The organism is Kineothrix sp. MSJ-39, assembly GCF_018917935.1.
Classification (GTDB): domain Bacteria; phylum Bacillota; class Clostridia; order Lachnospirales; family Lachnospiraceae; genus CAG-194.
The window spans coordinates 25264-48001 of the sequence record NZ_JAHLPN010000010.1 but is presented as its reverse complement, the minus strand read 5'-3'; the positions used below and the strand labels follow the sequence as shown (position 1 = coordinate 48001).

Sequence of the window (22738 nt, the reverse complement as noted above, 5' to 3'; positions counted from 1 at the left end):
TGGGAAAAGGAGCGGGGCTATGATTTCAAATCAAATTCTGCAGAATACGTTAGACGGATTAAAGGCAATTTCACGTGTTGATTTTGCAGTCATTGATACAGACGGAAAGACGATTGTTTCCACAACGGAAAATGAGCTGGAATATCCGGCGGCGGTGGTTGATTTTGTAAAATCACCGGCGGACAGCCAAGAGGTTTCCAAATACCAGTTCTTTAAGATCTATGATGAACAGGTTGTGGAATATGTGCTGGTTGCCATCGGCTCCGGAGAGGATGTATATATGATCGGCAAAATGGCAACTTTCCAGATCCAGAATCTGATGGTTGCTTACAAGGAGCGGTTTGACAAGGATAATTTTATCAAGAATCTGCTTCTGGATAATCTGCTTCTGGTAGATATTTACAGCCGGTCCAAAAAGCTGCGTATTAAGATGGAGGCACCACGTACCGTAATGATCATTGAAGCGGGTGCTGGCAAGGATGCCAATTCCGTGGAAGTGATCCGGGAATGTCTGGGCAACGGAAACCGTGATTTTATTACGGCGGTAGATGAAAACAGCGTGATCGTCGTCAAGGAGATCATGGAAGAAGTGCCAAAGGCAGAGCTGGAACGTGTGGCAAAGAGTATTATCACGACGCTTGAAAAAGAAGGGGCATCCAATATACATATTGCGTACGGCAGTATCGTCGGAGAACTGAAGGAAGTCAGCCGCTCTTACAAAGAAGCAAAGATGGCACTGGATGTCGGTAAGATCTTCTTCGGTGAAAGAGAGATCATGGCATACAGTGAGCTTGGCATCGGACGTCTGATCTACCAGCTTCCGATCCCGTTATGCAAGATGTTCATCCGCGAGATCTTTGGCAATAAGAGCCCGGATGATTTTGATGAAGAAACAATTGTGACGATCAATAAATTCTTTGAAAACAGCCTGAATGTTTCAGAGACTTCCAGACAACTGTTTATCCATCGTAATACGCTGGTGTACAGACTGGATAAGCTGCAGAAGTCTACAGGTCTGGATCTGCGCGTTTTTGAAGATGCGATTACTTTTAAGATTGCCATGATGGTTGTTAAATATATGAAATATATGGAAACATTTGAGTATTGATAAACGAGGAGAGAATCTCATGATTACACTGGAAAATGTTAGTAAGGCATATTCAACAGGAGCACCGGCACTGAATAATGTCAGCCTGAAGATTGAAGCGGGAGAATTCGTTTTTGTCGTAGGAGACAGCGGTTCCGGTAAATCAACCCTGATCAAGCTGCTTTTACGGGAACTGCTTCCAACATCCGGGAAGATAATGGTAAATGATATTGACGTAGCAAGCCTGCGTCATAAGCAGATTCCGAAATACCGCAGAAAGCTTGGCGTGGTATTTCAGGATTTCCGTCTTTTAAAAGACAGAAATGTATATGAAAATGTGGCGTTTGCACAGCGTATCGTGCAGACACCAACCAAAGAAATTAAGAAAAATGTGCCATCCATTCTTTCGACCGTCGGTCTGGCGGGCAAATACAAGGCAAAGCCGAAGCAGTTGTCCGGTGGTGAACAGCAGCGTGTGGCACTTGCCAGAGCACTTGTGAACAATCCGCCGATCCTTCTGGCAGATGAGCCGACCGGAAATCTGGATCCGAAAAACTCGTGGGAGATCATGAAGCTTTTAGAGGAGATCAATGAGAGGGGAACAACGGTTCTGGTCGTAACGCACAACCGGGAGATCGTGAATGCAATGAAGAAACGTGTTATTACAATGAACAAAGGCGTTATTGTGAATGACGAGAAGGAAGGTACATACATCGATGAGATTTAGTACATTAATCTATACAATAAAGCAGGGAATTGTCAATATATTCCGTAACAAATGGTATTCACTTGCCTCCATGGCAACGATCAGTGCGTGTCTGTTCATGTTCGGCATTTTCTATTCACTTGTGGCGAACTTCCAGTACATTGTAAAGGAAGCGCAGGACGGTGTCGCCGTTACTGTATTCTTTGATGAAGGGATCAGTGATGATAGAATCGCGGAGATCGGATCCCTGATCGAAAAAAGAGCGGAAGTGTCCCATATCAATTTTGTATCTGCAGATGCAGCATGGGAAAGTTTCAAAGATGATTATCTCGGAGAATATGCAGATGGCTTCGGTGATGATAATCCACTGCCGAATTCAGCAAACTATGAGGTATATCTGAATGACGTATCCATGCAGGATTCGCTGGTCACCTATGTGGAATCTCTTGACGGAGTCAGGAGAGTAAACCGTTCCGAGGTAACTGCCAATACACTTTCCGGTATGAATAAACTGATCGGTTATGCTTCTGCGGGCATTATCATCATTCTGCTTGCCGTATCCATTTTCCTGATCAGCAATACGGTTACAATCGGTATTTCCGTTCGTAAGGAAGAAATTAATATTATGAAATATATAGGAGCGACGGACTTTTTTGTCAGAGCACCGTTTGTGATCGAGGGTATGCTGATCGGTCTTGCAGGATCGGTTCTGCCGCTGGCTATTATTTATGTGATCTATAATAATGTGATTGCATACGTATCAACCAGATTTTCCATGCTGTCACAGCTTTTGAAGTTCCTGACGGTAGATCAGGTGTTCCAGGTGCTGATGCCAATTTCTCTGATCATCGGTATCGGCATCGGTTTCTTCGGCAGCTTCTCAACAGTACGAAAACATATCAGAGTCTGAAAAAGGTAAGGTATCTAGGAAATGGTAAGAAAGAAAAAAAGTGTAATTGGGGCAATTATGGCGGCTGTTCTGCTCGTTGGTGCGACAGGAACTGCTTTTGCGGCGCCGGAATCGGCAGACAGTCTGGATGCTGCGATCGACAAAGGTACGGATGCACTTTCGGATGCACAGGATGAAAAGAAACAACTGCAGTCCAATCTGAGTGCGGCGCAGGCAATGAAAAAGGAATTGGAAAATGCCAAATCTGCACTGGCAGGTGATGTTGTGGAACTGGATTCACAGATGAGTGAGGTTTCCAGTGATTTGTTAGAAGTACAAACCCTTTTGGATACCAAGGAAGCGGAACTGGAAAAGACGACAAAGGAGCTTGCACAGGCAAAAATTGATGTGGAAAAGCAGTATGAAGATATGAAGCTTCGTATTAAGTTTATGTATGAAAACGGTACGATGTCTTATATTCAGATTCTGCTCAGCAGCGGCAGTTTCAGTGAACTTTTGAATAAAGCAGAATATATTGAGCAGGTATCCGAATATGATAGAAATATGCTTCAGACTTATCAGGATAACAAAGATAAGATCACAAAGCTGGAAAAAGATCTGAAAAACCAGAAAGAAGTTCTTGAACAGGTCAAGAGTGATGTGGAAGCAAAGCAGACGGAGATGGCAGGTCTGATCTCAGATAAGCAGTCAGAGATCGAAGGATATGAAAGCGATATCCAGAATAAAGAAGAAGCGATCAAAGAATATGAGTCTATGATCGCAGAACAGGATTCCACAATCAAAGCACTGGAAGCATCGGTTGCAGCAGCAAAGGCAAAACGGGCGCAGATGACGGTATCCGACAACAGTACGAATTCCGCAGACCAGCCGCATTACGGCGGCGGTGCATTTGTGTGGCCGGCACCTTCCTATACCAGAATTTCAGACGATTACGGTTACCGGACACATCCGATCCTTGGCATACAGCAGTTCCACAGTGGTGTGGACATGGCAGCACCGAGTGGATCTTCCATTCTGGCAGCAGCGGATGGAACGGTAGTTGCGGCAACTTATAATGCAACAATGGGTAATTATGTGATGATCGACCATGGAAACGGACTTTATACGATTTATATGCATGCTTCTGCCCTTTATGTATCAAGTGGGCAGTCTGTCAGTGCAGGCAGCACGATCGCTGCAGTCGGTTCGACAGGACGTAGTACAGGTGCACATCTGCACTTCAGTGTCCGCCAGAACGGAAGCTATGTCAGCCCGTGGAACTACTTGTAAACCTGCAGAGCCGTGTAACCGCATCGGATTTCTGCGGAGCAAGCTTGCTTGCAGAGCAGGAAATCGATATGGTTATGGGGCGAGCAGCCCACATGAGCAAAAGGAGCTGCGAAGCAGCGAGTTTGCGAATGAGGCTCTGCATGTAAGAATCGAATCAAGGGAAGGAAAATCAAATTGGAAGAGAATAGGCAGGAAGTAGAAAACGTACAGAATACAGAATCTGATCAGGAAGTGTTGGAGCGGATCGAAAAAAAGAGACGCCGGACAGCTCGTTATAACTTTTTTGCACTGGGTGTTCTGGTAGGACTTCTGGTCGCTTTTTTACTGACTGTTGTGCTGGTGGGCGGAGGTGTTCTGAATCCGGGTGCGCAGCTGGCAGCAGGCACAGTAACGAAGACAGATGATACGGTCCTGACAAGCGAGGTAAAGAATAAGATCGGGCTTTTGGAGGACAGTATCCATGAATATTATCTCGGAGATACAACAAATGAGGATCTGGAGACCGGGCTTTATAAAGGGATGGTCGATGCACTTGGTGATCCGTATTCCGAATATTATACGCCGGAAGAGCTGGATACTCTGCGGGAGAGCACAGAGGGGATTTATTATGGTATTGGTGCCTATATTGGAATTGACAGTGAGACAGAATACTGCAAGATCACAAGTGTGATCCCTGATACTCCGGCTGAAGCAGCAGGGCTGCAGGCTGAGGATATCATCGTAGAAGTGGATGGCACAAGCACAAAAGGCATGACAACAACGGATGTGGTCGCACTCATCAAAGGTGAGGAAAATACGGATGTAACGCTCACAATCTACCGCAAGGGAGAAACAGATTATCTGGATATCACAGTGACACGTAAAAAGGTGGAAGCACCGACAGTCAGCTATAAGATGCTGGATGACAATATTGCATATATCCAGATTGCACAGTTTGAAGATGTGACCGGCGATCAGTTTACAGAGCAGATCGCAAAGGCAAGAGAAGATGGCATGAAGGCATTGGTACTGGATCTGCGCAACAATCCGGGCGGAACACTAACAAGTGTCATCCAGGTCGCAAGACAGCTTCTGCCGGAAGGCATGATCGTATACACAGAGGATAAAAACGGAGAACGTGACGAATATAAATGTGACGGATCCCATGAACTGGAAGTACCGATGGTGGTGCTGGTCAATGAAAACAGTGCATCCGCATCCGAAATCCTTTCCGGTGCAATCAAGGATTATGGCATTGGTAAGCTCCTCGGTACAACAACCTTTGGTAAAGGAATTGTACAGAAGGTATTCGGTATTACGGACGGTTCCGCAGTGAAGCTGACGATCAGCCATTACTATACACCGAACGGAAATGATATCCATGGTGTAGGTATTGAGCCGGATGAAACACTGGATCTGGATGTAGACCGGTATCTGAAGGATGGTACGGACAATCAGCTTGAACGTGCGACGGAGATACTTGAGGGAGAGATAGCAAAATGAAACAGGCATATCTGATAACCGCATATAAGAATTTTGATGAACTGTATGAGCTGGCGGAAATATTGTCAAAGACAGCATATGTATTCATTCATGTGGATGAGAAAAGCCGTGAGATCACAGATGCGGATGTAGAGAAGCTGAATCAGCTTCCTGGCTGCGAAGCGATTCGGGAATATCGCATTGTATGGGGCGGCTTTGCACATGTGCAGGCGATCGTAAAGTTGATGGCAATGGCACTTTCCAAAGAAGATGTTTCTTATATGCATCTTCTGACCGGAGAAGATTTTCCGCTTCTGACACCGGAGCAACTGGATGAAAAGTTCCTTACATCCGATCAGATCTTTATGGACTATCTGACCCCGGAACAGCTCCCGGAAACGGTAACGAAGCGATATCAGTATTATAACTGGTTTACAGATCAGAATGTGAAAAATAAGATTTTATGGCAGCTGCAGAATATGACGGTAAAGGTACAGAAAAAGGCAGGTATCTGCCGAAAGGGAATAGGACCTTTTACCAAAATCTATAAAGGGCTTGTCTATGTGTCTATGCCAAGAGAAGCTGCCGCTTATGTTGTTTCTTTTGTGGCAAAGCACGGAGAATTCTGGGATGACCTTGCGGTATGTCAGGTTCCGGAAGAGTTCTTCTTCCAGACGATATTTATGAATGATAAAAACTGGCGGGAGCATGTGGTAAACAAACAGCTCCGCTATATGGACTGGACAAAGGGAGACGGCTCCAGCCCCGCATATCTGACATTGGAGGACTATGATAAGGTAAAAGCCAGCGGCTGCGCATTTGCCCGGAAATTCCATCCGAAGCAGTCAGAAATCCTCCGGGACAGGCTCCGCGAGGATCTTGGGATTGAGTCTTAGTGCAGCGATTAAAGCAGTGATATAGAAACTGAAAACAGCATCCGCTATGCGGGTGCTGTTTTTAATATCTTTATAAATTCTATCATGTCCCATGTTTCCCTTAAAATATAGAAATTAAATACAAATATATGATGAGATCATATGACAGACGATAAATATTATCAATAAGCTGTAGAGTCGTTACTTGTATTTTAGAATGCGGTATGTTACACTTCATTCAGTGAATAAAAATAAAATATATTCATTGAAAGGAGATGAAAAGAGCGTATGAGTTTTGATACAGAAATAAAACAATTTCTGCAGACACATCCTTTTTGTGAAACAACAGTGGATGGTATACCGACCAAATATTTGTTATGCGGCAGGCAGGACGCCCAATATACGCTGGTATATCTGGTTGGAGGAACCGGAATTTCCGCAGTATGGTTTCAGCACATTTTGAAGATGGAGGCAGATTACCGTATCCTGACGATGGATTATCCGATGGAGATTACAACGAACGAGAAACTGGCAGTACACATATTGCGGTTAGTGGATGCGCTGCAACTGGAGAATCCTGTATTTATCGGTGCTTCACTGGGTGGATTTTTGGCACAACTGGTTGGCAGGCTGGCACCGGAGCGTGTCGCGGGCATTTGCCTGTATTCTACCTGTAGTCTGTCTGAGACAAGTGTGGCGGATCTGAAAAAACAATATGGCTCCTATGGCATGATACTGAAGCTTATGAAAATCGTTCCATATTCGTGGATCCGCAGACTGAGCATCGGCGTATCGAAAAAGCAGGTCGGCGTTGAGAATGAGCAGGACTCCGACCGCATTTATATGGAAGATTTTTTTACGTGGGTGTACAATCGTTATACAAAAGAGTTTGATGTGCATATGACAACACTTCTGGTCGATATCGCACAGCTTTCTTATATGACAAAAGAAGACTATGCACGTTTTGATGACAGGTCGCTTCTGGTATTGCCGAAAAAGGATAAGGCATTTTCAGAGGCAGCACAGAAGAATCTGATCGACAGTATGCCACGTGCAAAGATAGAACGTGTCAATGGCGGACATACGGCAACCTTATTTAAGGTGGAGGAGTATGTTGCGGCAACGAGGCGTTTTATAGAAGATTTGGAGGAAACACATGCCGGCTAATTTTACGGAGGAGCAGAAACGGGAAATACGGGAAAAACTGATCGCGACCGGTTACGGTCTGATCCGGGAACTGGGACTGAAAAAAATGAAAGTATCCATCATCGCGGAACGTGCGAATATCGCAACCGGTACTTTCTATCATTTCTTTGATTCCAAGGAAGCCTATATAGCGGCTCTGATCGCAGAACAGGACAGAGCACAGGGAGAACGGTTACAAGTGCTGCTGACAAAAGGTAACGGCAAACTGACACTGGAGCAGGCGATCCGCTGGTTTCGGGATTCCTTCCGGACGGAAAATAACATATTGATGGAACTCACATTGGATGACTGGGTCTGGCTGAAATCCCACCGGACAAAGATGGGAATGTTCAATGAAACACAAGCCATGCAGGAAGCAATGCAATATCTGGCATATGTGGATGGCATCAGACCGGATCTGGATATCCGCGTGATCATTAATTTTTTTAAAACAATCTACAGTATGGCACAGAACAGGGAGACATTCATACAGGATGTATTTGAGACAAATATTGATATGATCTTTGCATGCATCTATCATTACGCCGCTGCGCCAAAATAAAAGACGACAAAAGGAGATAATATCATGGTAACAAAAATAATAATCGAGGCTGTTGTATACAGTCTGTTATATACTGCATTTATGCTGCTCTTATTTAAAGCACAGGGCGCAACTTACCAGCTCTACAATTATCCGCCGGCAATCAAAGACCGCGCGATCGCAAAAGGCATCATTACGCAGGAAGAGCTTGATGCACATGCAAAGAAAAATAAGTCGATCGGTATTGTGGTTATGGTAGTTTTGTGCATGATCATTACGTGCGGCGTGAACGGACAACACAATTTCTTAAATGGCTTTGTGCAGTCCTATATTTTCCTGAATGCATTTTCACTTTTTGATGCACTGGTGATCGATACAATCTGGTTCTGTCATGGAAAATGGTGGGTGATCCCGGGCACAGAAGATATGACGGAAGCATATCATGACTATGCATTTCATTGGAAATGGTTCTTCCTCGGACTTCTGACGATCCTTCCGCTTGCAGCGATCATCGGAGGCGTTGTGGCATTGACAGGGCTGTTCTGATCAGAGGGCTGAGATTACAATAAAACGAACAAATGTTTGCATAAAATCTATACAAATTTCAAAAACTGTGATATAGTACAAGAAGATTTTGTACGATATCACAGTTTTTGTGTTCAGATAACAAACAGGAGATGGCTAGATGGATCATTTCGTCTTACATTCAAAATATCAGCCGACCGGAGATCAGCCGCAGGCGATCGAGGAACTGGTAAACGGGTTTCAGGAAGGTAACCAGTTTGAGACACTTCTCGGTGTAACGGGCTCCGGCAAAACGTTTACCATGGCTAACATTATCGCAGCGCTCAATAAACCGACGCTGGTGATCGCCCACAATAAGACGCTGGCAGGACAGCTATATGGGGAGTTTAAAGAATTCTTCCCGGAAAATGCGGTAGAATACTTTGTCTCTTATTATGATTATTATCAGCCGGAGGCCTATGTGCCACAGACGGATACTTATATTGAAAAGGATTCGGCGATCAATGATGAGATCGACAAGCTGCGCCTTTCGGCGACAGCCTCTCTGACGGAGCGGAGAGATGTTGTTGTTGTGGCGTCCGTATCGTGCATCTACGGTATCGGCAGTCCGGACGACTATATGAACATGATGGTATCCCTGCGCCCGGGCATGATCAAGGACAGGGACGATGTGATCCGCGAGCTGATCGATATCCAGTATGACCGCAATGATCTGGATCTTGACCGCGGCTGTTTCCGCGTGCGCGGGGATGTGCTGGAGGTAAATCCGGCGCAGGGCAGTGATTATATCCTGCGGATCGAATTTTTCGGAGATGAGATCGACCGCATTACGGAGGTGGATCCGCTGACCGGTGCAGTGCATGCGCAGATGGAGCATATTTCCATTTTCCCGGCCTCCCATTATGTAGTACCGCGTGAGAAGATATTGCATGCTTGCGGGGAGATCGAGAAAGAGCTGGAGCAGCAGGTGAAATTTTTTAAGGGTGAGGATAAACTCTTAGAGGCACAGCGCATTGCGGAACGGACGAATTTTGACATAGAAATGCTGATGGAGACAGGCTTCTGCTCCGGTATAGAGAACTATTCCCGCCATATGAACGGGCTGGCAGCGGGCGAGACACCGATGACACTGATGGACTATTTTAAGGATGATTATCTGATCATTATTGATGAGTCACATATGACGGTTCCGCAGATCCGCGCCATGTATCACGGTGATCAGTCCAGAAAACATACACTGGTTGACTATGGCTTCCGCCTGCCGTCAGCACTGGACAACCGACCGTTGAATTTCGAGGAGTTTGAATCGAAGATCGACCAGCTTCTGTTTGTTTCCGCAACGCCGGGAGAATATGAAGAACAGCACGAGCTGCTGCGGACAGAGCAGATCATAAGACCGACCGGACTTCTGGATCCGCAGGTGGACGTGCGCCCGATCGAAGGGCAGATCGATGATCTGATCTCTGAGATCAAAAAGGAAACGGAAAAGAAAAATAAAGTACTTGTCACGACACTGACAAAGCGGATGGCAGAAGATCTGACAGATTATATGAAGGAAGTGGGGATCCGTGTGAAATATCTGCATTCCGATATTGATACGATGGAACGTGCGGAGATCATCCGTGATATGCGTCTGGATGTGTTTGACGTTCTGGTCGGTATCAATCTGCTGCGAGAAGGTCTGGATATCCCGGAAATTTCTCTGGTGGCGATCCTGGATGCGGATAAGGAAGGCTTCCTGCGTTCGCGGACTTCTCTGGTACAGACGATCGGACGTGCTGCAAGAAATGCGGAAGGGCATGTGATCATGTATGCGGATGTCATTACGGATTCCATGCGGGAAGCAATCGATGAAACGAACCGCAGGCGTGAGATCCAGGATGCCTATAATAAGGCACACGGTATTGTTCCGAAGACGATCAAAAAGGATGTCCGTGATCTGATCAGTGTAACGCGCGTGATCGACAGCAAGGATACACGCATGGAAAAGGATATGGAATCCATGAATGCGGACGAACTGAAAAAAGAGATCGCCGATGTGACAAAACAGATGAAGAAAGCGGCTGCGGATCTCAATTTCGAGCTGGCAGCACAGCTACGTGACAGGATGGTAGAGCTGAAGAAGCACCTGCACGAGGTGGAGGACTAAAATGGTATTTTCGACAATAGTGTTTTTATGCATGTTTTTGCCGATCACAATAATTCTATATTATGTAATGCCCAGGGCACTGAAAAATTATTTTCTGTTGGCGGCAAGTCTGTTTTTCTATGCGTGGGGAGAACCAAAGTATCTGCTTGTGATGCTGTTCTCTATCCTCTGCAACTACCTGTTCGGTATATGGCTGCTCAGGCTGGGTAACGGGCAGATTTCATCTGGTGCAGACAGGGAACAAAAAACAGCAAAGATTGTTGTTGCGCTTGCGGTTATTGTCAATATCGGCATTTTATTTGTCTTTAAATATATGACCTTTGCAATGGAAAATCTGCAAAAGCTGATCCCGTCACTGCCCGTCTGGCAGATCGCACTGCCGATCGGGATTTCGTTTTATACCTTTCAGGGCTTGTCCTATGTCATTGATGTGTACAGGGACGGCGGGAAAAGTGCCCAGAAGAATCCGTGTAAGCTGGCATTGTATATTTCCATGTTTCCACAGCTTATTGCAGGGCCGATCGTGCGTTACAAGGATATTGCATTGCAGCTTGATACAAGAACACACAGTGCAGAAAAATTTGCAGATGGCGTGACAAGATTTGTGACAGGTCTGGCAAAGAAGGCAATCCTTGCCAATATGACGGGAGCATTGGCAGACTCCATCATGCAGGGTGATTTTTCAGTGATGAGTGCGTCTGTCGCATGGCTCGGTGCGATCGCGTATACGCTGCAGATCTATCTTGATTTTTCCGGCTATTCCGATATGGCAATCGGACTTGGCAAAATGTTTGGATTTACCTTTCTGGAAAACTTTGATCATCCCTACATTGCAACATCGGTGCGTGAATTCTGGAGACGTTGGCATATGTCGCTGTCCGGCTGGTTCCGGGATTATCTGTACATTCCACTGGGCGGAAGCAGATCTGGCAATGTGTATCTGAACCTGCTGCTTGTTTTTCTGGCAACGGGGATCTGGCACGGTGCAGCATGGGGCTTTCTGCTTTGGGGCTTGTGGCATGGATTTTTTGTACTGCTGGAGCGGTTTCTGGTCAATCATGGGAAATGGAAAGTACAGAGCGGATCTGCTGCGAAAGCGTTTGGCTGGCTTTATACGATGCTTGTGGTTGTGATCGGCTGGGTATTGTTCAGTCTTGTGCAGCTGGATCAGGTGCTGGATTATCTGGGTGTCATGTTTGGAAAGAACGCAGGCGGATTTCATGCGTATGGGATTCGGTATTATTTGAGTAACCAGATGATTTTCTATCTGATCGCATCCGTATTGGTCTGCATTCCGTGGAAATGGAAAAAGCCGGATGGAATTGTGTTTGATATTTTGCAAAAAATACTGATTCTGGGACTGTTAGTATTGTGCTTTGTATTTATTATCAACAGCTCCTATAATCCTTTTATTTATTTCCGGTTTTAAATACCTTTGTGTATTGTAAATGCAGCATATAGCTGTTACCGGAATTGCGTCATTCTGAAAACGGTAGTATATGGTATATGTAGAAAAGGGCACAGAAAGTGTGCTGCATGGAAAGTAAGCTATGAATAACTCGAAAGCAAAAAAAACGATCAATTTTATATATGCACTTGTATTTGTCGGTATGATTTTTCTGCCATTCTGTCTTTTGGATACAACAGAGATTATCGATTCCTCATTGGAAAACCGGAGAATGACAATGTGGCCGGGCTGGCATTTCAATCAGGAGATCAATGCATGGTACGGACATTATGTGGAAGACCGCGTGGCATTCCGGGAGACAGCGGTTCATTTTTACATGGATGCAACGTATGCGGTGTTTGGAGAATTTTCGGAAAAACTGCATATGTACGGAAAAGACGGAGAGATTTTCCCGGCAGATGACGGATATGTCCATGCATATCAGCATCTTGCAACAGATGAGGAACTGATCGATTCTTTCGTGACATATCTTGACAGAACCAATCAATATCTGGAAAAGCAGGGAATTCCATTTGTTTTTCTGGCAGGACTGGATAAGAAAACTGTATATGGCGAAAAAATGCCGGATTATATCCATGTGGATACGTCAAAGGAAAGCATCATGGAGATGCTGGCACGGAAGCTTACAGAAAGGCAGGTGCCTTATGTAATCCCGGTGCAGGAGCTGCAGGAAGCAAAACAGACAGAGCGTGTCTATAATCAGAAGTTTGACAGTGCACATTGGAATGCCAGAGGCACAATGGTAGGTCTGCGGCTTCTGAACGAAAAAGTACGGGAAATGGATTCTGATGTTCCGCTTCTGACGGAAGATGTCTTTACATTATCTTCAGAAGAAAAAACGTTGGAATTTATATCATTGCCGATCACGGAAGAGGTTCCGGTTTATACGTTGAAGAAAGAATACAGTGACAGCATTTTGGCGGATGGCAGTCTTCTGGATGTATTGCCTCATGTGGCAGGCACAAGCGTACAGCATTATCTGAATGAAAATGCCTTGTCTGATAAGACAATTCTGATTCTGCAGGATAGCTTTCTGGATGGAAAATATGATTTTTTTGCATATCGGTATCAGAACGTCTATATGATCTCAAGGCAGAATTATGAATCTATGCAGTATTATGTGGAAACACTAAAACCGGATGTGGTTATTTTTGAAAATGCGGAACGTGCATTTGTGGATGATCTGTATGCGTATACAAATCTTGCAAATGTTACCTATGAGTAACGAATGATAGAATGAAAAGGTGAAAGAAATGAGTAAAGAGCAGGAATTTATTAAGATCAGAGGTGCGAAAGAGCACAATCTGAAAAATATTGATGTGGATATCCCACGAAACAAAATGGTCGTGCTGACCGGACTTTCCGGTTCCGGAAAATCTTCACTGGCGTTTGACACGATCTATGCGGAGGGACAGAGAAGATATATGGAATCTCTTTCGTCTTATGCCAGACAGTTCCTTGGACAGATGGAGAAACCGGATGTGGAACGAATTGATGGGTTGTCTCCGGCTATCTCTATTGACCAGAAATCTACAAACAGAAATCCGCGTTCCACGGTTGGAACTGTAACAGAGATCTATGACTATTTCAGACTGTTGTATGCCCGTGTCGGTATTCCGCATTGCCCGAAATGCGGGAAAGAGATCACAAAGCAGACGGTGGATCAGATGGTGGATCAGATCATGGCGCTGCCTGAGCGGACGAAGATCCAGATTATGGCACCGATTGTCAGAGGCAGGAAAGGTGAGCATGTGAAAGTGCTCGAGCGTGCAAAACGGAGTGGCTATGTACGTGTACGCGTGGACGGTAATCTGTATGAACTGTCGGAAGAAATTAAGCTGGATAAAAATATCAAGCATACAATAGAAATTGTTGTGGATCGCCTGATCGTCAGGGAGGGAATTGAAAAACGTCTGACGGATTCGGTGGAAAATGCGCTGAATCTGGCGGATGGGCTGCTCGTGGTAGATACGGGAGATGGGAAGAACATGAACTTCAGTCAGAGCTTTTCCTGCCCGGACTGTGGGATAAGTATTGATGAGATCGAGCCGAGAAGCTTTTCCTTCAATAATCCGTTTGGAGCCTGTCCGGACTGCTTTGGACTGGGATATAAGATGGAATTTGCGCCGGAACTGATGATTCCGGATGAATCGCTTTCCATCAATGACGGTGCGATTGTTGTGATGGGGTGGCAGTCCTGTAACCAGAAGGGCAGTTTTACCAACGCTGTGTTACATGCACTTGCTGAAAAGTATGGTTTTGATCTGGATACACCGTTTTGCGACTATCCGGAAAAGATCAGATATATTCTGTTACATGGAACAGACGGTGAAAAGGTAGATGTTTATTACGAAGGACAGCGCGGAAAAGGTGTATATCCGGTCGCTTTTGAGGGTTTAATCCAGAATGTCAACAGACGATACAGAGAAACCGGTTCGGAAACGATCAAGCAGGAATATGAAACCTTCATGCGTATCACACCATGTAAGACCTGCGGTGGTATGCGGTTGAAAAAAGAATCTCTTGCCGTGACGATCGCGGATAAAAATATATATGAAATTACCTCTATGTCGATTGAGGCATTACATGCTTTTCTTGGTGAGCTGAAGCTAACTAAACAACAGGAACTGATCGGAGAAAGAATCCTGAAAGAAATCCGCGCAAGAGTAGGATTTCTGATGAATGTAGGCTTGGAATACCTGTCTCTTTCCAGAGCAACTGCAACACTGTCCGGCGGTGAAGCGCAGCGGATCCGTCTGGCAACACAGATCGGATCAGGGCTTGTCGGCGTATGTTATATTCTGGACGAGCCGAGCATCGGCTTGCATCAGCGGGATAATGACAAGCTGCTTGCAGCACTCAAAAATCTGCGTGATCTGGGGAATACACTGATTGTGGTGGAACACGATGAGGATACGATGCGGGAGGCAGACTGGGTTGTGGATATTGGCCCGGGCGCGGGAAGCCATGGTGGAGAAGTGGTCGCAGCCGGAACAGCGGAGGATATTATGAAGATACCTGAATCTGTGACAGGACAGTATCTGAGTGGAGCTATGAAGATCCCTGTTCCGAAAATGAGAAAACGGGCAACTGGTTACCTTAAGGTAATCGGCGCGGCGGAAAACAACCTGAAAAATATCGATGTGGAGATCCCGCTTGGTATCATGACATGTGTTACCGGGGTATCCGGTTCCGGGAAATCTTCGCTCGTCAATGAGATCATATATAAGAGACTGGCACATGATCTGAACCATGCATTGACGATTCCGGGTAAGCATAAGGCAATTAAGGGGATCGAACAGCTTGACAAGGTGATTAATATCGATCAGTCGCCGATCGGCAGAACGCCGCGTTCCAATCCGGCGACGTATACAGGATTGTTTGACCAGATCAGGGATTTGTTTGCAACAACACCGGATGCCAAGGCGAGAGGCTATAAAAAAGGAAGATTCAGTTTTAATGTGAAGGGTGGCAGATGTGAAGCCTGCAGTGGTGACGGTATCATCAAGATCGAAATGCATTTCCTGCCGGATGTCTATGTGCCATGTGAAGTCTGTGGCGGCAGACGGTATAACCGAGAAACACTGGATGTAAAATATAAAGGAAAGAGTATTGCTGATGTACTGGATATGACGGTGGAAGAAGCACTTACTTTCTTTGAAAACGTACCGCAGATCAAGCGAAAGGTGGAAACGCTTTATAATGTTGGGCTTTCTTATATCAAGCTTGGTCAGCCATCGACGACTTTATCAGGTGGAGAGGCTCAGCGTATCAAGCTGGCGACGGAACTTTCCAAACGCAGTACGGGACGCACGATCTATATTCTGGATGAGCCGACGACAGGGCTGCATTTTGCGGATGTACACAAGCTGGTGGAGATTTTGCAGAAGCTGACAGATGGCGGAAACACAGTGCTTGTGATCGAGCATAATCTGGATGTGATCAAAACGGCAGATTATATTATCGATATCGGGCCGGAAGGCGGCGAAAAGGGTGGAACGGTCATTGCGCAGGGAACACCGGAAGAAGTGGCGGAAAACCCGGTTTCTTATACAGGCATTTATGTGAAGAAAATGCTGGAACGGGATAAGTAAGAAAAGAGAATGTGATAAAATTCGTATAGAATCCTAAGTATAAATGACGGATATGCCGATAATAGATATAAAGCAATTTCTTAAGGAATTCGAAAAAAAGAGTAAATTGCAGAAAACCCTTTGAAAATGGTAATGAAATGCGCTATAATATCCACGGTATGTCATAAAGCAGTAGTAAAATACCGTATACATTGCAGATAACTATTGATCCGGTTCAGGATACTGACCGGGTAATTCGTATAAAATAATGAAAACATATACCAGAGAAAGGGGCATATAAAATGCAATATACCGATATAGGAATTGATTTAGGAACAGCCAGTATCCTTGTATATATCAGAGGTAAAGGCGTTGTATTAAAAGAGCCGAGCGTAGTCGCTTTTGATCGTGATACAAATAAAATTAAAGCAATCGGGGAGGATGCCAGACTGATGCTGGGTCGTACACCCGGTAATATCGTGGCAGTCAGACCACTCCGTCAGGGTGTTATTTCAGACTACACCGTAACGGAAAAAATGATGAAATATTTCATTCAGAAGGCGCTTGGAAAGAAGTCTTTCCGTAAGCCGCGTATCGCTGTCTGCGTACCGAGTGGTGTCACAGAAGTAGAGAAGAAAGCCGTAGAAGATGCAACCTATCAGGCAGGCGCAAGAGAGGTTTCCATCATCGAGGAGCCTATCGCCGCAGCGATCGGTGCAGGAATTGATATTTCAAAGCCATGCGGCAATATGATCGTTGATATCGGCGGTGGTACTTCCGATATTGCAGTTATTTCTTTAGGTGGTACAGTAGTCAGTGCTTCCATCAAGATCGCAGGTGATGATTTTGATGAAGCCATCGTTCGTTATATGAGAAAGAAACATAATCTGCTGATCGGTGAACGTACAGCAGAAGATCTGAAGATTAAGATCGGCTCTGCTTATAAGAGACCGGAAGTGGATTCCGTAGAAGTCAGAGGCCGTAATCTGGTAACAGGTCTGCCTCGCACCGTTAAGGTAACAAGTGAGGAAACAGAGGAAGCATTAAAAGAAGCAACTTCACAGATCATTGATACAATCCACAGCGTTCTGGAAAAAACACCGCCGGAACTGGCAGCGGATATTGCGGATCGCGGTATCGTCCTGACAGGAGGCGGAAGCCTTTTGAGAGGTCTGGAAGATCTGATCTATGCAAAGACCGGAATCAATACGATGACGGCAGAAGATCCGATGACCTGCGTAGCGATCGGAACAGGCAAATATGTTGAGTTCCTTGCAGGCTACAGGGATGAGATCTAATCGTTGCACATCATAGGAGGAAGCATATGGTAAAAGGATTATATACAGCATACACAGGTATGCTGAACCAGCAGAACAGAATGGATGTTTTGACAAATAATCTGGCAAACTCTGCCACCGTAGGCTTCAAAAAAGAAGGTGCCACCACACAGGCATTTGATGACGTTCTTGCTTATCATATCAAGGACCAGTCGAATCCGACCAATGTCAGACATATCGGCAGTTTAAGTCTTGGCGCAAAGGTCGGAGAAAATTATACAGATTATACACAGGGGGCTTTCCAGACAACGGAAAATCCGTTTGATCTGGCACTTTCCGGCAATGGCTTTTTTGCATGCGAATATACCAACAAAGCCGGAGTGACCTCTGTCAAATACACAAGGGATGGATCCTTTATCTTGAATCAAAGCGGAGATCTGGTCACCAAGGATGGCGATTATGTTCTTGATGCAAACGGAAGACATATCCGATTGAATCCGCAGCAGGAAACTGTTTTCAATGAAAACGGTACGATCACGCAGAATGGTGTGACTGTTGCAACTCTGCAGATTGCAGATTTCACAGATTATAATTATCTGGAGCACTTTGGTGAGAGCTACTATCAGCCGGTAGAGGGAGCCACCCGTAAGCAGGCAGATGCAAAAGTTTTCTCGGGCTATCTGGAGCAGTCAAATGTAACGGTCATCAATGAAATGGTAGAGCTCATTTCCGTTACCCGTAATTACGAGACGAACCAGAAAGTGATCCAGACAATTGACGGAACACTTGATATAGCTGCCAACCAGCTTGGTCAGCTCCGATAGATAAGGGAGGCTTTTTTCTATGGTTAGAAGTTTATGGTCTGCCGCATCCGGCATGATCGCACAACAGACAAATCTTGATACGATTTCCAACAATCTGGCGAATGTCAATACAACCGGTTACAAAACAGACGTAGCGGAGTTTAAGTCTTTACTGTATCAGACAATGCAGACAAAGACGACGACGGCAAACGGGCAGAATAAGCCGGTCGGTGCACAGGTTGGTCTTGGTGTCCGTAATTCATCCATCAATACAACATTTACACAGGGCAATATGCTGGAAAGCACATCTACCTCTGCATTCGGTATCGAAGGAAAAGGTTTCTTCGCGGTACGCGGGGAGGACGGACAGACTTATTATACAAGAAACGGTAATTTCCTGTGGGCAACCGATAACGGAAACATTACCCTGACGACAACAGCAGGACTTCCGGTTCTGGATTCCAACGGTAATAAGATCAGTTTTAATTCCAGTCAGTACATAACATCTTCCATCACGATCACAGGGGACGGAGAAATCTGTTACCCGGATGCAACTAATAATGCCCAGTCGCTTGGTATCCGGATCGGTCTTTACCAGTTCCAGAATCCGTCAGGACTGGAAAAGATGGACAGCAGTCTGTATGCAGTTTCCGCAGCAAGCGGGCAGGCTATGAATGAGGCTACAACTGCAGGACTGACAAAGAGTAAAGTTAATCAGGGCTATCTGGAAGGCTCCAATGTACAGGTTGTAGATGAAATGGTGAATATGATCGTGGCACAGAGAGCATATGAAATGAATTCCAAGGCAATCCAGGCAACGGATGAAATGATGTCACAGGCTAACAACCTGAGAAGATAGGAGTAGCATATGGATATCAGTAATATTTCTGCTATGTATCAGAATTACAGTCAGACGGCGGCAGGTTCCGCTACAGGAAATCAGATCTCGCAGCTGCAGGGAAAAGATATGTCGCAGGCAACGGATGAAGAACTGATGGACGCCTGCAAGGAATTTGAAGCATATTTCATGGAACAGGTCATGAAGGAAATGATAAAAACAACAAGTCTGGACGGAGAGGATGAATCCTCCAACTCGATGGTGGATTATTTCAAGGACACTGCGATCGCAGATCTTGCAAAGGAATCGACGGAGCAGAACAGTCTGGGGCTTGCACAGATGCTGTACGAACAGATGAAGCGCAATACAGGTTCTGTATAAAATGAAAACGGAAAGGGCTGCCAAAAGCAGCCCTTATTTTATAGCGAGGAAGGAAACCAAGCACATGTGGAACATGTATTTGGTTTCACCCGAGCGTATAACGAGAAAATCAGGGAGCATGAAATGCGGCTGGCGGCGATCAGCCGACAGGATTTTCGAGCGGAAAGAGGAAGGAAACCAAGCACATGTGGAACATGTATTTGGTTTCACCCGAGCGTATAACGAGAAAGGAAACAATTTGGAAACACTGGAGGTATTTGTAGACCATGTGATCTACCACAACGAGAGCAACGGTTATTGTGTGCTGTCTACAAATTATGAAGAAGAGGAACTGATCGTTACCGGCATCTTTCAAGGCGATGTGCAGGGTGCAATGCTGCGCGTCACCGGGAAGACGGAGTACAATGCCAATTATGGCGAGCAGTTCAAGATGCAGCAGTATGAGATCATTGAGCCAACGGATGCGGAAAGCATTCGCCGTTATCTGGGAAGCGGTGCGATCAAGGGCATCGGTGAATCTCTGGCAGGCAGGATTGTAAAGCGGTTTGGGGACGACAGCCTGCGTATTATTGAAGAAGAGCCGGAACGGCTGGCAGAGGTAAAAGGGATCAGTCTGCGCAAGGCACAGGAAATCGCAGTGCAGGTAGAAGAGAAAAAAGATGTGCGTGGTGCACTTATGTTTCTGCAGAAATATGGAATCGGCAATACACTGGCGGTCAGGATCTACAAGACCTACGGCATGCGGATGTATGGCATTCTGCAGGAAAATCCGTACCAGATGGCAGAGGATATCGAAGGCGTCGGCTTCCGTATGGCAGATGCGATCGCGGAGAAGATCGGTATCCGGACAGATTCCGATTACAGAATCAGAAGCGGTATTTTGTATGTACTGTCCCAGAGCATGGCAGAAGGAAACCTGTATCTTCCCAAAGAGGAACTTGTGCGGCAGACAGCAGAGCTTTTGCGCGTTCCGCAGGATGCGATAGAGCCGCACATTGCGAACCTGATGATGGATAAAAAGCTGGTTATCAAAGGAGACTGTATTTACAGCATGCCTGCTTATTACGCGGAAAACAACGTTGCAACCATGCTGCTTTCTCTGCGCGCTCTTCCGGAAAAGCCGGAGGAGGATGTGGTCGAAAGAGAACTTTTGCATCTGGAAAGCAGGGATAAACTGCAGCTTGATCCGCTGCAACGCCGGGCAGTAATCCAAAGTGTGCAGAACGGCGTTTTTCTGCTGACCGGTGGACCGGGAACCGGAAAGACGACAACGATCAATATGATGATCCGGTACTTTCTGGCAAATGGGAAAAATCTTGCTTTGACGGCACCGACCGGAAGAGCTGCAAAGCGAATGACGGAAGCGACCGGCTATGAGGCAAAGACGATCCATCGTCTACTGGAGGTCAATGCAGGTGGAGAAGACAGGGAAATGTTTGAACGGAATGAAGAAAATCCGCTGGAAGCGGATGTGATCATTGTGGATGAAATGTCCATGGTCGACATTTTTCTGATGCAGTCACTGTTAAAGGCAATCCCGTACGGTACCAGATTGATCCTTGTGGGAGACAGAAACCAACTTCCTTCTGTCGGACCGGGACAGGTAATGCGTGACCTGCTGGAAAGCGGTGCCTTTGCGAGTGTCTGTCTGGAAACGATCTACAGACAGTCGGATGACAGCGATATTATCTGGAATGCGCATCAGATCCAGTGCGGCAAGGATATTGCGTTGGATAATAAGAGCAGGGATTTCTTTTTCCTGCCAAGGCAGGATATCAATCTGATCTATAACAATATTGTACAGCTTGTGACGGACAAACTGCCGCGTTATACGAAGACAACACCTGCGGAAATACAGGTACTGACACCGATGCGGAAAGGCCCGCTTGGTGTCGAGGCATTGAATAAGATCCTGCAGACGTATGTGAATCCTGCAGACAGCAAAAAGAAAGAATACCAGTTTGGAGAACGGATCCTGCGGGAAGGTGATAAAGTGATGCAGATCCGTAACAATTACAAACTGGAGTGGGAGATCACCGGACTGCATCGGATTGTGATCGATAAGGGACTCGGTGTATTTAACGGCGATATGGGCAGGATCGGCGAAATCAATACCTATGCCAAAACAGTTCGTGTCCTGTTTGATGACGGGCGTGAAGTCAGCTATGGCTTTGATGAAATGGAGGAACTGGAACTGGCATACGCCATTACCGTACATAAATCACAGGGCAGTGAATATCCGGCTGTTATTATACCGGTATTTCGTGTTCCGTATCTGCTGGCCTACCGGAACCTTTTGTATACAGCGGTTACAAGGGCAAAAAAATGTGTCACACTGATCGGCAGTGAGGAAACGGTTCATCAGATGATCGAAAACGGAAATACACAGACAAGGTATACCGGCCTGGAAGAACGGATCCGGGAGCGGATTCCTGCGACGGAAAAAGGGGAGGAGAATATCGGATGCATCACATTTTAAATGCCTGCAGGAAAAGCGGGCAGATCTTCCTGCGACTGCTTTATCCGGTCAGATGTCCTTTTTGTGATGAGATCGTTCCCGGTTTTGAAAAACTGGTCTGCGATACATGCAAAAAGGAACTAAACCCCATAAAATCCTACTGTATGAAATGCGGAAAGCATGTACAGCAGGGGGAGGAATACTGCCGCAGCTGCAGGGAAATATCACATAACTTTAACAGAGGACGTTGTCTTTTGCCCTATGAAGGGAAAACCAGAAAGTCCATTTATCGATTCAAATACGGAAAAAGACAGGAATATGCAAAAGCATATGCACAGCTGATAACGGAAGAAATGGACGATTTTATACGAAGCTGCAAAGCTGATGCCCTGCTTCCTGTTCCGCTGCATGTCAGGCGCCGGCAGAAGCGCGGATATAATCAGGCATTGCTTTTGGCAAAGTCACTTGGCAGCATTTATGACATTCCGGTCTGTTCTCATCTGGTACGAAGAACCAAAAACACAATTCCACAGAAAAAGCTTACGTTTATACAGCGCCAAAATAATTTGAAAAGGGCTTTTAAATTCACACGAAATGATGTAAAATTAAATACGATTATTATAATAGATGATATCTATACAACCGGCAGTACAATAGACGCGATCGCGCGTCTCTGTCAGGAAAAAGGAATTGAGAATATCTATTTTCTGACGATAGCTGGCGGAAAATAGG

Annotated in this window: 19 protein-coding genes; all 19 read left to right on the top strand. The window is 45.6% G+C overall.

Annotated elements, in window-relative coordinates; all coding sequences use genetic code 11:
• The first annotated feature begins 19 nt into the window (after positions 1–19).
• The 19 genes from KQI22_RS08025 (at position 20) to KQI22_RS07935 (ending at position 22737) form a co-directional block, all read left to right on the top strand.
• Positions 20–1108 carry a PucR family transcriptional regulator gene (locus KQI22_RS08025; protein ID WP_216551570.1) on the top strand — a complete coding sequence of 363 codons (1089 nt, stop codon included), beginning with the start codon at positions 20–22 and terminating at the stop codon, positions 1106–1108.
• A 19-nt stretch (positions 1109–1127) separates the two neighbouring features.
• On the top strand, positions 1128–1814 hold the full coding sequence (ftsE, locus tag KQI22_RS08020; protein WP_216551569.1) for a cell division ATP-binding protein FtsE: 687 nt from the start codon (positions 1128–1130) through the stop codon (positions 1812–1814).
• Positions 1804–2703, top strand: a complete 900-nt coding sequence (gene ftsX, locus KQI22_RS08015) for a permease-like cell division protein FtsX (protein ID WP_216551568.1) — start codon at positions 1804–1806, stop codon at positions 2701–2703. Before ftsE ends, ftsX begins: the two co-directional genes overlap by 11 nt.
• Positions 2704–2724: 21 nt before the next feature.
• Positions 2725–3972, top strand: a complete 1248-nt coding sequence (locus KQI22_RS08010; protein WP_216551567.1) for a murein hydrolase activator EnvC family protein — start codon at positions 2725–2727, stop codon at positions 3970–3972.
• A 174-nt stretch (positions 3973–4146) separates the two neighbouring features.
• Positions 4147–5454 (top strand): S41 family peptidase, encoded by a 1308-nt coding sequence (locus KQI22_RS08005; RefSeq protein WP_253293562.1) that lies wholly within the window; start codon positions 4147–4149, stop codon positions 5452–5454.
• On the top strand, positions 5451–6329 hold the full coding sequence (locus KQI22_RS08000) for a beta-1,6-N-acetylglucosaminyltransferase (protein WP_216551566.1): 879 nt from the start codon (positions 5451–5453) through the stop codon (positions 6327–6329). The genes KQI22_RS08005 and KQI22_RS08000 overlap by 4 nt, the downstream gene beginning before the upstream one ends.
• 267 nt (positions 6330–6596) lie before the next feature.
• The gene (locus KQI22_RS07995) at positions 6597–7475 is read left to right on the top strand and encodes an alpha/beta fold hydrolase (protein WP_216551565.1); all 879 of its coding nucleotides are present in this window, start codon (positions 6597–6599) and stop codon (positions 7473–7475) included.
• Complete coding sequence (locus KQI22_RS07990; RefSeq protein ID WP_216551564.1) at positions 7465–8055, top strand: TetR/AcrR family transcriptional regulator; 591 nt, start codon at positions 7465–7467, stop codon at positions 8053–8055. The genes KQI22_RS07995 and KQI22_RS07990 overlap by 11 nt, the downstream gene beginning before the upstream one ends.
• A 24-nt stretch (positions 8056–8079) precedes the next feature.
• Positions 8080–8580, top strand: coding sequence for a hypothetical protein (locus KQI22_RS07985; RefSeq protein ID WP_216551563.1), 501 nt, complete (start codon positions 8080–8082; stop codon positions 8578–8580).
• A gap of 139 nt (positions 8581–8719) precedes the next feature.
• A complete protein-coding gene (gene uvrB, locus KQI22_RS07980) occupies positions 8720–10708 on the top strand; it encodes an excinuclease ABC subunit UvrB (protein ID WP_216551562.1) in 1989 nt (662 codons plus the stop codon).
• A 1-nt stretch (position 10709) separates the two neighbouring features.
• Entirely contained in the window at positions 10710–12137 is a 1428-nt protein-coding gene (locus tag KQI22_RS07975; RefSeq protein WP_216551561.1) for an MBOAT family O-acyltransferase, read from the top strand.
• A 121-nt stretch (positions 12138–12258) separates the two neighbouring features.
• The gene (locus KQI22_RS07970; protein WP_216551560.1) at positions 12259–13401 is read left to right on the top strand and encodes a hypothetical protein; all 1143 of its coding nucleotides are present in this window, start codon (positions 12259–12261) and stop codon (positions 13399–13401) included.
• A gap of 28 nt (positions 13402–13429) precedes the next feature.
• The gene (uvrA, locus tag KQI22_RS07965) at positions 13430–16270 is read left to right on the top strand and encodes an excinuclease ABC subunit UvrA (protein ID WP_216551559.1); all 2841 of its coding nucleotides are present in this window, start codon (positions 13430–13432) and stop codon (positions 16268–16270) included.
• Between the two features lie 281 nt (positions 16271–16551).
• The gene (locus KQI22_RS07960) at positions 16552–17547 is read left to right on the top strand and encodes a rod shape-determining protein (RefSeq protein WP_216551558.1); all 996 of its coding nucleotides are present in this window, start codon (positions 16552–16554) and stop codon (positions 17545–17547) included.
• Between the two features lie 26 nt (positions 17548–17573).
• Positions 17574–18350, top strand: coding sequence for a flagellar hook-basal body protein (locus KQI22_RS07955; RefSeq protein ID WP_216551557.1), 777 nt, complete (start codon positions 17574–17576; stop codon positions 18348–18350).
• Between the two features lie 19 nt (positions 18351–18369).
• Complete coding sequence (locus tag KQI22_RS07950; RefSeq protein ID WP_216551556.1) at positions 18370–19188, top strand: flagellar hook-basal body protein; 819 nt, start codon at positions 18370–18372, stop codon at positions 19186–19188.
• 9 nt (positions 19189–19197) lie between these two features.
• The gene (locus KQI22_RS07945; RefSeq protein ID WP_216551555.1) at positions 19198–19548 is read left to right on the top strand and encodes a rod-binding protein; all 351 of its coding nucleotides are present in this window, start codon (positions 19198–19200) and stop codon (positions 19546–19548) included.
• A gap of 238 nt (positions 19549–19786) precedes the next feature.
• A complete protein-coding gene (recD2, locus tag KQI22_RS07940; protein WP_216551554.1) occupies positions 19787–22027 on the top strand; it encodes an SF1B family DNA helicase RecD2 in 2241 nt (746 codons plus the stop codon).
• Positions 22012–22737: a double zinc ribbon domain-containing protein gene (locus tag KQI22_RS07935; RefSeq protein WP_216551553.1), complete on the top strand. Its 726-nt coding sequence runs from the start codon at positions 22012–22014 to the stop codon at positions 22735–22737. The genes recD2 and KQI22_RS07935 overlap by 16 nt, the downstream gene beginning before the upstream one ends.
• The last annotated feature ends 1 nt before the right edge of the window (position 22738 follow it).